Origin of the sequence: Propionivibrio dicarboxylicus (assembly GCF_900099695.1) — a bacterium.
Lineage (GTDB): Bacteria > Pseudomonadota > Gammaproteobacteria > Burkholderiales > Rhodocyclaceae > Propionivibrio > Propionivibrio dicarboxylicus.
On record NZ_FNCY01000028.1, the window covers coordinates 12,802 to 26,379 of the forward strand.

Genomic DNA, 13,578 nt, shown 5'->3' on the forward strand with positions numbered 1-13,578 from the left:
TGTGTTTATGCCTTTCTCGTCAGGCGGTCCGTGACGATGACTAGCAAACGCCACACCGCAATCGCCGGCGCGAAAAACGCTTTCGGCGTTTCCCTGGCTCCTTTCATAAAGCCGCGCAAAAAATCTTTCACTATCTGTCTCCCAGTTAAATTCGAGGCATCTGTCTATGTTGTCGCGAGAGTCTGAACTCCGGCTGGAAACGACGGAATTTTCTCATGTCTTCGCGCGTGGCTGCGCGAAAACCATGCAGGCGCCACAACAATGGGCCGAGCCAGTCACGTGCCCGAAAATGACTGTTGGGGCCGGTATATGCGCTCTGTCTTGATGCCATCCTTCCGACTAAACAAAGAATACGAAGTTATCGCCAATTTCAGGTTGGGCTGTGGATCATTGTCTGCGCCGCCACAACCGGCATCCGATATTGGGTTGGACACCGGCGCTAAGGCCCAAATCTCGGGCGTAGCGGCCATCAAAGCAACTACTCATATGACAAGAATGAGATCCGTTTATGGCCGGTAGCTGCCTGACGAGCTAGTGCTCAATGGCTAATCGGCAGCGAGTCGCCAGCATAATCGGTGGCGGGATTCAAGCATAATGGCCGGTGGGAATGGAGCATACGCACTCACAACGGATCGGAAATGGCCCTGGCCGTCAGGGAAGTCGCGATGAACCAAAAAAAATCCCGCGCCAGTCTGGCACGGGACATAAATCTCATCGTTGCGATGAGTCAGGGAGGGTCAAACATTGTCAGCAGGGGATGCTGAAGCAACAGTTGAAGTGTACGACTCGCCGATTTTCTTGTCTGTGTTGCATTCGAGGCGGTTAAGTAACGATTTGTAGCGTCGTGCGATGTTCCCGCCGCCGCTTGCGTAACCCGGTATCCGCAAAGCAGGTGATTTTTTGCCTGGGCAACTGTTCGGCAAGATGTCGAATGCGTACAATCGGCCAACTTCGGACCTTGGCCGCCAGCCGGGCGCATTCAACGGGGCGCCTGCTTGACTCCTGAACGTGCCGGATTGCTCTCCCGTGCTTCCCGGTTACCGATTGAACTGCCTGGAGCGTGCGCGTTTCCGTCGGTCGAGTCGGCGGCTCAGCCCGGGGCAACAATACGCTGTCATGCCTATTCACTTGACCCCTCCTATGGAACTCTTCGATCCGCGGACTTACTTGTTGGTGACCAATCTGCTCGGCGTACTGTGCGCGCTGGTGCTCTGGGTCCAGGCGCGAAGCTTCCCCGAGGAAATCAAGGGTTTGAGGGATTGGGCCAAGGCTGTCGGGCTGATCGCGTTTGCGTCCGGATTCAGTGCGCTGCGTGGGATATTGCCGAGCCTGCTGACGGTGGTGGCGGCGAGTGCGTTGTTCCTGTTCGGGCAGCTGTGGGTGATCGTCGGCCTGCTGCGCTATTGCGGACGTCCGGTCGTCTGGCGCCCCGCCGTGGATATTATCGGCGCGCTGCTCATCGTCATCGTCGGGCTGACGTACGGTAGCGAGCATTATCAGGGGCGATTGTTCCTGATGGCCCTGGCGCATATCGTCTTTTCCGCTTTCGGCGCCTACCTGGCGTGGCAAGCGCAGCCCAGGGGCTTCGGCAGTCGTTTCTTGTGCAGCTTCTTCGTGCTCGGCCTTCTCGTCGCCGTCTACCGTATCGCCACGCTGCCTTCGGTGACCGACCGGATGGACGATCTATTCGACCAGGGCCTGATCCAGCAACTCTATCTGGGGTTTTTCTCGCTTGGCGTCCTGGGACTGTCGATCGGCTTTATCTTGCTCGCCAATGAACGGCTTCGGGTCGATCTCGAGTTCATGGCGACACGCGATCCGATGACCGGCGCGCTCAATCGGCGAGCATTTTCCGGTCGGGCGAAGGTGGAGTGGTCGCGTAGCCAGCGCACGCGTCAGCCGCTGGCCGCCGTTACGATGGATATCGATTTCTTCAAGAAAGTGAATGACACCCACGGCCATCATGTCGGAGATCAGGTCATCAAGGATTTTTGCCAGCGGACCGGGCAAATGTTGCGCGTCCCCGATGTGCTGGCTCGTTTCGGCGGCGAAGAGTTCGTCATCTTGTTGCCAGATACCGGATTGGCCGAAGCCAGGCAGGTCGCTGAACGGATTCGTAAGGAAATAGCGAAGCAGCGCGTGAAAAGTCTGCCGGCCTACACGATCAGTCTCGGGGTGGCGGTGGCTCAAGCCGGTTCGGGCAATCCGGAAAATATCGACGCCCTTCTGGCGCTGGCGGACGAGAGGCTTTATCAGGCGAAAGAGCGCGGGCGGAATCGGGTCGAGGCCTAGCGTCGACCGGAGGACGCGGATGTTCGCTCTTCCTTCTCGGCGGCAAAGGATCCGTTGAAGGGCCGGGGCGCGTTGCAGACGAACCCGCCAAACAAGAAAAAACAGACGCAATAAGCGTCTGTCCTATTAGTTCAGCATGCCGGATACCGGAAATTCTCCGGCAGGCCGCCGCTTTGCCGTGTTCAGTTCGGGCCGCCCGCTTCGGGCAGCACGATATTGACTTCCAGCACTTCAAAATTGCCCTGTTTTTCCAGGGCGACCTTGATGTCGTCCGGATTGACAGCGACATACTTGGAAATGACGGCAATCAATTCCTTCTGCAGCTCGGGCAGGAAATCCTGTTTGCTGGTCTGTCCGTTGCGTTCATGGGCAATGATCAGCTGCAGGCGTTCCTTGGCGACGCTCGCGGTCTTGGGTTTGTTGCCGAAGATGAGGGAAAGCAGTGACATGCTTATTTCCCTCCAAAGATTCTCTTGAGCAGGCCGGGTTTTTCATAGTCGACGAAGCGCAAGGGCTTGTCTTCCTTGCCGAGGAAGCGATCGACGATGTCGAAATAGGCATCGGAAACGTCGCTGCCTTTCAGGTGAATCGCCGGCGCCCCCTGGTTCGAGGACTGCAGCACCAATTCCGATTCGGGCACGACACCGATGATCTTGACCCGCAGGATCTCGTGGATGTCCTTGTACGAAAGCATTTCGCCATCCTCGACACGCTTGGGCGAGTAGCGGGTAATCAGCAGATGTTCCTTGACCGGTTCACCGCCCGCGATGGCGCGCCGCGATTTGGCCTGGATGATGCCGAGAATGCGATCGGAGTCACGCACGGACGAGACTTCCGGGTTGGTCACGATCAGGGCTTCGTCGGCGAAGGTCAGCGCCATGATTGCGCCATGCTCGATGCCGGCCGGGGAGTCGCAGACGATGTAGTCGAAGCCCATGTGCTCGAGCTCCTTGAGCACCTTTTCGACGCCTTCTTCGGTCAGCGCATCCTTGTCGCGTGTCTGCGAGGCCGGCAGCACATAAAGGTTGTCGTTGCCGCAATGCTTGTCCTTGATCAGGGCCTGCGACAGCGTCGCTTCGCCATTGATCACATTGATCAGGTCATAGACCACCCGCCGCTCGCAGCCCATGATCAGGTCGAGATTACGCAGGCCGACGTCGAAGTCGATCACCGCCGTCTTGAAGCCGCGCAAGGCGAGGCCGGACGAAAAGCTGGCGCTGGTGGTGGTTTTGCCGACGCCACCCTTGCCGGAAGTAACAACAACGATGCGAGTCAAGGATGTCTCTCCGTGAAAAAGGGCAGAATTTTACCTGTTGCCGGGAATTTCTCCGAATCGCCGCCCGACGGGGGCTCCGTCAATCGGTCGATAGCGCCTCGATAACCAGGCTGGAAGCGCCTTCCGCGCCACCGGCGAGGCGGATCTGCGTCGGCCGTCCGGCGAGCCGTTCGGGCACGCCGGCCTCGAAGGTGCGGTAGACGCCGGCGATCGATACCAGCTCGGGCTCGAAACGTGTGGTGAAGATGCGTGCCTCGGTCGAGCCGCTGGCGCCAGCCAGGGCACGTCCGCGCAGCGGCGCGTAGATGTGGATGCTGCCGTCGGCGATGACTTCGGCGCCGGCATTGACGGCGGCCAGCACGACCAGGTCGCCGCCGCGCGCGTAGGCCTGTTGTCCGGAACGAAGCGGACGGTCGATGACCAGCGTCGGCACGGACACGGTTTTGACGATCGGGGGCGGCGGTGCCGGCGTCGGCGCCGGTTCGGCCTGAACGGGGGGCGCTTGAACGGGCTCGGCATGAACAGGGGCCGGCGGCACCGCATCTTCGCTCGCGCGGGCGGCGCGCTTGAACGCGGCGAAACTCGGCAATCCCGCCGTGGCGGCGCTCGTGCGCAGGGTTTCGGGGCCGCCCCGCACACCGATGACAGTCAGTCCGTGCGTGCCGAACAGGGCGCGCAAGGCCGCCCAGTCGGCGTCGCCGTCCTCAATCGCGTCCAGTTCCAAGACAGCGGCATCACCGTCGAAAAATGCGTCATCACCGAACAGCTCGGTGGCTGCTTTGGTCAGCGCTGCCGGCTGCAACGAGTGCAGCGTGACGCTGACCACCGGGAGCGTCGTTCCCTTGAACTCGATCAAGGAGCGTTTCTTGTTTGCACGTGCCATAAGAGTGCTGCAGAAGCCAAAAGCTAGTCCGAAAGGGGGCGAAGTCTAGCGCAGACCGCAGACCGGCGCAAAAATGAGGCCGTCCCGGCGGCCGGCGCGTCGCCGCCGAAACCCGGCGAAGTCCAGCGAAGCCCAGCCGGTACCGGCCGGTGCCGCGCGCTTAGCCGCTATTGCGCAAGCCGGCGGCGATCCCGTTGATCGTCAGGTGGATGCCATGACGCAGGCGCTCGTCGCTCTCGCCGGCGCGGTGTCGGCGCAGCAACTCCACCTGCAGGTGGTTGAGCGGGTCCATGTACGGGAAGCGGTTGCGGATCGACCGTCGCAGCAGCGGATTGTCGGCAAGCAACTCCTCGCGCTCGGTGATCGCCAGGAGATGATGCCGCGTGCGTTCGAACTCGGCGCGGATGCGGCTGAAGATGTCGTTTCGCAGTACCGGGTCGCTGACCAGTTGCGCGTAGCGCGACGCAATCGTCATGTCGGCCTTGGCCATGACCATGTCCATGTTGGAGAGCAGGGTGCGGAAGAAGGGCCAGCGCGCGGCCATGCGGCGCAAGACGGCGAGTCCCTCGGGATGGTCCTTGAGCCAGCCCTCGACGGCGCTGCCGAATCCGTACCAGCCGGGCAGCATCAAGCGGCATTGCGCCCAGCCGAAAACCCAGGGGATGGCCCGCAAATCCTCGATGCGCTCGGTCGGCTTGCGCGATGTCGGCCGGCTGCCGATATTTAATCCGGATATTTCGGCGATCGGCGTCGATTCGCGGAAATAGCGCGTGAAGTCCTTGCTTTCATAGACCAGGCGGCGATAGGCCTGGAAGGCCCGCTGCGAGAGCGATTCGAGCACCTCGCGGAATACTTCGGGTTCGGTTTCGAGTTCGAGGTCGAGCAGGGTCGCTTCGAGCGTTGCGGCGATCATGATCTCCAGATTGCGGCGCCCGACTTCCGGATTGGAATACTTCGACGAGATGACTTCGCCTTGTTCGGTGATCCGGATCTGGCCGGAGACGGCGCCGGCGGGCTGCGCGAGGATCGCCTGGTAGCTGGGTCCGCCACCGCGTCCGACCGATCCGCCGCGGCCGTGGAAGAGCCGCAGTCGAATGCCCGCGGCATCGAACACCCGCGCCAGTTCGACCTCGACCTTGTACAACTCCCAGCCGGAGGTGAGGAAGCCGCCGTCCTTGTTGCTGTCCGAATAGCCGAGCATGACCTCCTGTTCGTCGGCGCGGGAGGCCAGCAAGGCACGATAGACCGGCAACGCGAACAGGCGCTGCATGATTGCCGGGCCGTTGCGCAGATCCTTGATCGTTTCGAATAGCGGAATGATGTTGAGCGCCAGTTGCGGCGAACCGCCGGCCGGAGACGCCGGCATCAGCAGCCCGGCTTCCTTGAGCAGCAAAGCCACTTCGAGGATGTCCGAGACGCCGTCGGTCTTCGAAATGATGACATTCGGCAAGGCGGTATTGCCGTAGCGGGCGCGTAGTGCCCGCGCCGCGAAGAAAATCGACAACTCGCCCTGGGTCTCGTCGGCGTAGTCGAGATGCGGCGAGTAGAGCGGGCGCGGGCTGGCGATCTCCTCGGCAAGCAAGGCGATGCGCTCGTCCTCGGCGAGCGCCAGATAATCCGGCACGCGGCCGGCGCGGGCGAGCAGTTCGGCAACCGTGCGTTCATGCACTTCGGAATTCTGGCGCAAATCGATCGGCGCCAGATGGAAACCGAACAGCTGAACCGCTCGCACCAGGCGCCGCAGCCTGCCGCCGGCGATCAGCGCCGCACCGTGTTGGCATAAGGAGTCGGAAAGCACGACGAGGTCGGCGTGCAATTCGGCGGCGTTGCCGTAGGGCGCCAGGGCGCCGACCGCATGGCGTAGCGCATCGTGGTGGCCGAATGCCTTGGCGGTCGCCTCCAGGCGCGCGTAGATGCCGGTCAGTGCACGCCGGTAAGGTTCGTCGGCGCGGTGCGGCGATTGGTCCGGGGACGCGTCGGCGAGCGCCTGAAGTTCAGGCGAAACCTCAAGCAGCCGGCGCGACAGCGGCAGTTCGGCGCCCAGCGCATGGACTTCCGTGAGATAGAAATCGAGCGCGGCCGTCGATTGCAGGTGCAGGGCCGTCTTCAGGATGTCTGCGGTGACGAAGGGATTGCCGTCGCGGTCGCCGCCGATCCAGCTGCCGACGCGGAAGAAGGATGGCAATTCCCAGTCGTCACCGGGAAAGGAGGCCTTGAGCATGTCCTGCAACTGGCCGTAGAGACGCGGCAATTCGGCGAAGAAGGTGTCGTCGTAATAACTGATCCCGTTCTTGATTTCGTCGACGACGGCCAGGCGGTTGGGCCGCACCATGCGGGTCCGCCAGAGTCTGAGGACGGCACGGCGCAAGGCGAGATCGTTGTCCTCCTGTTCCTCGGGCGTGAATTGCAGGCGGTCGCGTCGGTCGAGCAAGCCGGCGATCTCGTGCTGGCACTGCAGGATCGATTTGCGCGAGACCTCGGTCGGATGCGCCGTCAGCACGGGCGAGAGCAGGGCGACATCGAAGAACTGGCGCAGCGCCTTGACCGCCACGCCCGCCTCCTGCAAGCGGTCGAAGGCGTGCTTGAGGCTGCCCATCTGCGGTGCCGAGCCCATGCGGTCGTGCGCGCGCCGCCGACGGATGTGATGCTGGTCCTCGGCGATGTTGGCAAGATGCAGAAAGAAACTGAAAGCACGAACGACCTGGATCATCGTGTCGCGCGGCAATTCGTTCAGGAGCGTTTCGACGCCCGAGGCGACCAGCTGATCCAGCCCACGTACCGGCTCCTGGTTCAGTTGCACCGAGATCTGGCGAACACGTTCGATGATGGCATAGACATCCTCGCCCTCCTGGTCGCGAACGGTATCGCCGAGCAGTCGGCCGAGCAGACGGATGTCGTCACGGAGCGGGAGATCTTTGTCGTTGGGCGACATGGTTTTGACCGATAAAAGCCCTTGGAATCCGGGTCTGCCGCCAAAGTTCAACGCTGCGATCAGGAGATCGAATGCCGGACCGCCGCTGCCATTTTCATTGATACCTTTTCAGTATCAAAAGACCATCCAAATGGTATTTGTCTTGCCGGGGTGGGAAGACAACAATTAAAGCCACCGAGATTTCCGATTGGCTTGCCGGCCATTCTCCAAGGCCGGTGATGAGACAGACACGGGCGTTAAGACTTCCTTTCCTGGTTGGCCACTGAATCCCGATTCAGACGATCAGGCCGGGATGCCATTAACGAACCAGGAATAGGCATTCGTCGTACGTCGGCGCCGTTTTCTAGGTAACAAAATAACCATATCAACGTCTGGGAGTCGCAATGAAACAACACAAAATTTCATGCCTGTCGATGCTGGCCGCATTGCTTTTCAGCAGTAGCGCGATCATGGCGCGAGACTTTCGCGCAGCCGATAATCAGCCGCTGGATTATCCAACCGTGCTTGCCGTGAAGTTCATCGGCGAGCAGATTGCGGCGGCAACCCAGAACAAGTACAACATCAAGGTCTATGGCAACAGCTCCCTCGGCTCGGGCAAAGACGCCATCGAGCAGGTCAAGATCGGTGCAATCGACCTGACGCGGGTGTCGACGTCCGAATTCCACGGCATCATTCCCGAGTCGCTGGTGCCTTCCTTCCCTTTCCTTTTTCGTGACATAGACCACTTCAGAAAAGTCATGAACGGGCCGGTCGGCGACGAGATTCTTGCCTCCTTCGACAAGGCCGGTTACGTCGGTCTGTGCTTCTATGAGGCGGGGGCGCGCTCGATCTATGCGAAGCGACCGATCCGCAACCTGGCTGATTCGAAAGGCCTGAAAATCCGCGTTCAACCCTCCGAGCTTTGGGTGGCTATCGCCGGTGCGATGGGGGCGACGGCGACGCCGATTCCCTATGCTGAAGTCTACACGGCGCTGAAAACAGGCTTGGTCGACGCGGCCGAGAATAACTATCCGTCCTATGAAACATCGAAGCACAACGAGGCTGCACCGATTTTCAGCGAAACCCAGCATGTCATGGCCCCCGATGTGGTCGTTTTCTCGAAGAAGGTGTGGGATACGCTTTCCAAGGAAGACCAGGCCATCATTCGCAAGGCGGCGAAGGACTCCGTTCCGTATTTCACCAAGTTGTGGACGGCCAAGGAACTCGACTCCAAGACCATCGTCCAGAAGGCGGGAACGCAATTCGTTACCGACGTGAACAAGAATGAATTCGTCGGTGCCATGAAACCCGTATGGGATAAATTCACGCCGACGCCGGAACTGAAGGCTCTGGTGCAAAAGATCGTCGACACCAAATAGAAGACAGTTCCTCAAGATGCCCGCAGGTGTGATGCCACATCCGCGGGCTTTTTCTTGCAGAAACCCCTAGACTACGCCTTCGGCTGTCGTCTGCGAGTCGGTGCTGGCCGTGTCAGGCATGATTTCAAGCCTTCCGGCGAACGGCGCCTTGACTCGCGCGGATGGAATCATCATCGGTAGAGATCGGTGTCATGGACATTAGGCAATTGAAATACTTTATCGCCGTTGCCGAGGAGCAGCACATCGGACGTGCCGCCGACCGTTTGCACATCTCTCAGCCGCCGCTCACCCGTCAAATCCATGCGCTCGAGTCGGAACTCGGGGTCCTGCTGTTTACCCGGACGAAATGGGGCGTGAAGCTGACCCAGGTCGGCGAGTATCTGCTCGACCATGCGCGAGACATCAAGGCGCACGTCGAGCTGGTCAAGGAGCATGCGAAGCATGTGAGCAAGGGCCAGGTGGGACAGATCGATGCCGGCGTCTATGGGTCGGCCATGCTCAATGTCATTCCGCAGATTCTCGACTCGTTTTCGGCGAGCTATCCCGGCGTCAAAGTGGTGCTGCACACGCTCAACAAGGGACGCCAGATCGACGCCCTGCATCGCGGCCAGATCATGATTGCCTTCGAGCGCTATATTCCAAAGTCGAAAGGGCTGAAAATCGAACTGGTCTGCGCGGAACCGCTCTGCGTCGCCCTGAACGAACGGAATCCGCTGTCGAAGCTTCCTTCCATCCGGATGGACCAATTGCGCGGCGAGCCGATCATCGGCGAGGTTGTGCCGAGCGTTGCGGTCAAGCAGCTATTTGATCGGCATTGTTTCGAGCCGATCGTGGCGCAAAAGTCCGAGGACATGATTTCCGCCGCAGTCATGGTGGCGGGCGGCTTCGGAACGGCGGTCGTTCCCGCTTCGCTGCAGAATCTGCAATTGCCCAACGTGGTCTTCAGGCCGCTGGAAGAAGGCGCTGAAACGCTCATCGAACTTCATTGTGCGTATCGCTCCGATGAGAGTTCGCCGCTGTTGCATGCCTTGTTGAAAACGGTTCGGGAATACGACCGCATGACGGGTGCCTGAAATCTTCGGCGGCGCCGATGCAGTCTTGCCTCCTAGCCGCGAGCCGCGATGGCACTCGCCAGCGTTTGCCTGAAACGCACGCAGGCGTCGGCGATGCTGTCCGGCTGGCGAAAAACGGTGAATACGCCGGTGATGAAGACTTCAGCGCCTTTGCGTGCGCATTCGATGGCATTGGGATAGTCCACCCCGCCGTCGATGGAGACGAGAAAGTCGACGTCATGCGCCTTGCGCAGGGCGATGAGCGCGTCCAGGCGCTCCAGGCTGTCCGTCATGAATCGCTGTCCCGCGTAGCCGGGCTCGACGGTCATCAGGACGACATAATCGACAAAGCGAATGACCGGTTCGATGACCGAGATCGGCTGGCTCGGGTTGATGACGACGCCGGCTTTCATTCCCATGTCGCGAATCGTCGTCAGGATTCTGCGCGAGAAATGGGTGGCGTCCATGTGAAAGCTGACCCAGTCGGCTCCGTTGTCCTTCAATAGCGGCAGATAGCTCATCGGATCGGTCACCATGAGATGGACGTCGGTGACCATCTGCGGGTATTTCTCCTTCAGTTCGCGGACGATTCTTACCGGGAAGCACAGGTTCGGGACGTAGTGTCCGTCCATGATGTCGATGTGAAACCAGTCGGCGCCGCCCTGAACGAGTTCTTCGACTTGCGCACCGAGTTCGGTGAAGGCGCAGTTCGCCAGCGATGGCGCGTTGATGATTCGTTGGGCAGTCATTGGCTATTCCAGTCTGTTGCCATAGATTTCCTGCGTGTGCAGGTCCATGAAATTTCGATCTTCGGCGCTTGTGCTGACCATGCAATAGACGTAGCGAATGCCCGTTTTCGGGCAGCCGACATTGGGGTGATACCCGGACGGAATGCTAATGACATGGCCGTTCTGTACCAGGGCGACGTTGGCCTTACGCATGTCGTCATAGACGCATTGCAATCCGAAGCCATCGTCCATGTTGAAATAGACGTAAACTTCCTCGCGTTTTTCGCCGTGCTCGTGCGGCGGCCATGCCGTCCATCCGCCGGGCGCGCCGTAGCATATTCCCATCAGGAAACGGCTCGAATCGAACTTTTCGTCGATGCAATTCCAGACTTCGCGGCGTGTCCCGAGTTCGGTTTTGCCGTAGGTCTTGTGTCGGTCATCGGCATCGACATCCTTGAAGCGGATATGCGCGAAGGAGGTACGCCGTTGGCAAGGCGCGCCGTAGCGAATGAGGACCGCAGGGCCGCCTTGAAGCCTTATTTCACTATTGATCGGCAGGTACAGCATATCGCCGAGTTCGGCCGTTCCCGCGGTGTCCAGGCAGTGATAGGACAGGTTTCCGTCGATGACGACGAGGCAGAGTTCCTCTGCGCCGCTGTTGAGCACGACTGCGGAAGAGGAAATTTCGACACGCTGAAGACTGGTATGGACGAGTCCCATGTCGGCAGGTTTGAGAAGATCGAGCGTCTCGTCTGGCTTGAAATGATATTTGGGCATTTTCGTATCCGACCCTCTGTCTGTCTTTGGCGTGATCGATGTTGCTGGTCGCCGGGGGAATTGCTGTCTGGCGCTGCTTACGTGCAATGGCCTGCCGGGGCGCCGCCTATTTCGGGAAGTGGTAGATGAACACCCTCAGGTTATCCTTCCCGATCTTTCGAATGGCATGCGGCACGCCGGCGGGCGCATACATCGCACATCCCGGCGCCAGGTCGTATTCGGCATCGTCGACCTTCATTTTTCCGTAGCCGCTGATGACGTAGAAACCCTCGTGGTCGTCGTGCACTCCCGGCGTCGGGTACTCTTCCCCAAAAAACACGTTGAGCATCGCCGAGCATGCCGAGATCGGGGTGTTGAGGTCGTTGAAGATCGGGAAGCTCAGCGCGCCCGGATATTCCTTGCGATCACTCTCGTCGGGATGCGCAACGTAGGTTTCAGCCATTGTTTTTCCAGTACTCATCGCGGTTTGATCGGTCGCTTCGACTTGCGGTTCACGCGCTTCAGGTTATTACGCTGCCATCCGGGAGCGAATCCGTGGCTCGCCGTGAATCGTTCGTGCCGTGGTGAGTGGTATTTTTTATTTTCGTGGCATTCGAATCAAATACCATTTGGTCGCATCGCCGATACCCTCAAGGTATCAAGTGGGGCGGCATCAGTGGCGACCGCACGGGGAGGGCGGCCGGCGACGCCCAGCCCTTCTGGAACGCCTCCAGGCGCTTCAGAAGAACCGTTACAACATCAAGGAAACGGCACGTGCCATGGGCGTGTCGCGGCCGACGATTTATCGCTGGATGCGAAAAAACAATATCGTCATTACCAGGGTGTTGTGATGCGCATCCGCCCAGGGGGCGCACCTCGGCGTCGAGTCGGCCCCCGGCGTGGCCGGGGGGCTCAGACCATTACTTCTGCGATTCGGTACGATACGCGTCGATAACGCGTTGCATCTTCTTCGACGGCTCGCCGATGGTGATGAACCCCAGCGGGCGGAGCACCTTGTCGGATTGAATGATCTTCACTTTCTGTGCGTCGGCGAATCCACGACCGATTCCGCCGATGCCGCCGGGTGTACGCGCCACCGCATCATTCATCTCGCTGATGTTGCCGAGCGCGACCGCGTTTTGGGCATAGTCCTGGTTGGCCATGACCGCCTGCTTGATGAAACCGCGGGTGGCGCTGGTGAGCGAATCGGTAATCACCGTGATCGCCAGATCCTGCCCGCCGACCTCTTTCCAGTTTCCGATCTTTCCGGTGTGAATGTCCCTGATCTGCTCGGGCGAGAGGCTTGCCACGGAATTGGATGCGTTGACGATGAAGGCGATTTCATCGCTCTTGATCACATGCATTTTCAGCTGCCTGATGTCGACGTCCTTTCCGCCGGTCTTCGCTGCCTGTACCGTCGTTTCGAGCGATGCGGATGACATCGCCGCGTCGCACTTGCCGTCGACGAGATCGGTCAGTCCTTTTCCGGCGTTGCTCACCGCGATGCCGACTGTATAACCGCTTGTCTTTTCGACGGCATCTTTGAGCGGCGCGACCAGACGATCGGCGACGGTCGCGGCACCGCAGAGCGCGACCTTTTCCTTGGGCGGTGCCACTCTGTCGCCGATTCTGCGGTGACATTGCGTGCATTTGTAAAACGCCTTGTCGCCATCGTGGCAGGCGAAACATGCGCCGTCACCATCGTGATCTTCCTTGGTCATCAGGGCTTTCTTCTTCGTCTGGAAGATGTCCGAATGACAGTCGTTGCACCTCAACCCGGCCGCGGCGTGCGTTCGTCCGTCGAAGATGACCTTGCCTTCTCCGCCGCCACCGTAGGACAGGGTGCTGCGACCGTCGACGGAGAATGCGCTGCCGGCGAAAAAGAGCATGAGCACTATGCCCAGTCCCTGTAAAAGCTTCTTCATCTGCGACTCCTTCTTGAAATGGAAATGGTTTTGCCCGGCATGCCAGTCGAATGCACGTGAATTCCCGGTCGAGTCGGTCGCCTCGGTTGCTCGGCGAGAGGAGATCAATCGCCGCAGCGCGGGCATCGACGCGGCCGGAATGCACACAAGCGCGCAGGCAAGAGTGCAGGCAAGAGCAGGAAAGATAACCGGGGTGTCGCGTCAAGTGGCTGACGACGCCACCGGCCGCGACTTCGGGCGTCAATCCTGGTTCATGTCTCGCGCCGGGCAAAGGCACTGATTCGCATCGCCTGGAGAACGCCGACAACACCGCACCCTTCGTTGGTTCGAAGAAGGGGGTCAAGCGGCATTGGTGGCGAGGAGGGATATCCGTTCC

At 60.0% G+C, this 13,578-nt stretch carries 12 protein-coding genes; 4 read left to right on the plus strand and 8 right to left on the minus strand.

Going from position 1 to position 13,578, the window contains the following annotated elements:
* The first annotated feature begins 1,140 nt into the window (after positions 1-1,140).
* Positions 1,141-2,292 carry a GGDEF domain-containing protein gene (locus BLR25_RS20000; RefSeq protein ID WP_176785997.1) on the plus strand — a complete coding sequence of 384 codons (1,152 nt, stop codon included), beginning with the start codon at positions 1,141-1,143 and terminating at the stop codon, positions 2,290-2,292.
* Between the two features lie 182 nt (positions 2,293-2,474).
* Here BLR25_RS20000 and minE read toward each other — a convergent pair whose 3' ends face one another.
* From minE to ppc, 4 genes are all read right to left on the minus strand, one after another.
* A complete protein-coding gene (gene minE / locus BLR25_RS20005; RefSeq protein WP_091940452.1) occupies positions 2,475-2,741 on the minus strand; it encodes a cell division topological specificity factor MinE in 267 nt (88 codons plus the stop codon).
* A gap of 2 nt (positions 2,742-2,743) precedes the next feature.
* Positions 2,744-3,568, minus strand: coding sequence for a septum site-determining protein MinD (minD, locus tag BLR25_RS20010; RefSeq protein WP_091940454.1), 825 nt, complete (start codon positions 3,566-3,568; stop codon positions 2,744-2,746).
* 79 nt (positions 3,569-3,647) lie between these two features.
* Positions 3,648-4,451, minus strand: coding sequence for a septum site-determining protein MinC (minC, locus tag BLR25_RS20015; protein WP_091940456.1), 804 nt, complete (start codon positions 4,449-4,451; stop codon positions 3,648-3,650).
* 160 nt (positions 4,452-4,611) lie between these two features.
* Positions 4,612-7,383, minus strand: coding sequence for a phosphoenolpyruvate carboxylase (gene ppc, locus BLR25_RS20020; protein ID WP_091940458.1), 2,772 nt, complete (start codon positions 7,381-7,383; stop codon positions 4,612-4,614).
* 383 nt (positions 7,384-7,766) lie between these two features.
* Here ppc and BLR25_RS20025 point away from each other — a divergent pair, with 383 nt between their 5' ends.
* Together BLR25_RS20025 and BLR25_RS20030 are read left to right on the plus strand one after the other, a co-directional pair.
* Positions 7,767-8,741, plus strand: a complete 975-nt coding sequence (locus BLR25_RS20025) for a TRAP transporter substrate-binding protein (RefSeq protein ID WP_091940460.1) — start codon at positions 7,767-7,769, stop codon at positions 8,739-8,741.
* Between the two features lie 191 nt (positions 8,742-8,932).
* Entirely contained in the window at positions 8,933-9,814 is an 882-nt protein-coding gene (locus tag BLR25_RS20030; RefSeq protein ID WP_176785998.1) for a LysR family transcriptional regulator, read from the plus strand.
* A gap of 32 nt (positions 9,815-9,846) precedes the next feature.
* Here the strand turns inward: BLR25_RS20030 and BLR25_RS20035 are convergent, their stop codons facing one another.
* From BLR25_RS20035 to BLR25_RS20045, 3 genes are all read right to left on the minus strand, one after another.
* Positions 9,847-10,542: a ribulose-phosphate 3-epimerase gene (locus BLR25_RS20035; protein ID WP_091940465.1), complete on the minus strand. Its 696-nt coding sequence runs from the start codon at positions 10,540-10,542 to the stop codon at positions 9,847-9,849.
* 3 nt (positions 10,543-10,545) lie between these two features.
* Positions 10,546-11,298, minus strand: a complete 753-nt coding sequence (locus BLR25_RS20040; protein ID WP_091940467.1) for a 5-deoxy-glucuronate isomerase — start codon at positions 11,296-11,298, stop codon at positions 10,546-10,548.
* Positions 11,299-11,404: 106 nt separating this feature from the next.
* Positions 11,405-11,740, minus strand: a complete 336-nt coding sequence (locus tag BLR25_RS20045) for a cupin domain-containing protein (RefSeq protein ID WP_176785999.1) — start codon at positions 11,738-11,740, stop codon at positions 11,405-11,407.
* Between the two features lie 199 nt (positions 11,741-11,939).
* On the opposite strand from BLR25_RS20045, the gene BLR25_RS22020 reads away from it, so the two are divergent.
* Positions 11,940-12,128 carry a helix-turn-helix domain-containing protein gene (locus tag BLR25_RS22020; RefSeq protein WP_425438702.1) on the plus strand — a complete coding sequence of 63 codons (189 nt, stop codon included), beginning with the start codon at positions 11,940-11,942 and terminating at the stop codon, positions 12,126-12,128.
* A gap of 69 nt (positions 12,129-12,197) precedes the next feature.
* On the opposite strand, the gene BLR25_RS20055 is transcribed toward BLR25_RS22020, so the two are convergent.
* Positions 12,198-13,202: a substrate-binding domain-containing protein gene (locus tag BLR25_RS20055; RefSeq protein ID WP_176786000.1), complete on the minus strand. Its 1,005-nt coding sequence runs from the start codon at positions 13,200-13,202 to the stop codon at positions 12,198-12,200.
* Positions 13,203-13,578 lie beyond the last annotated feature (376 nt).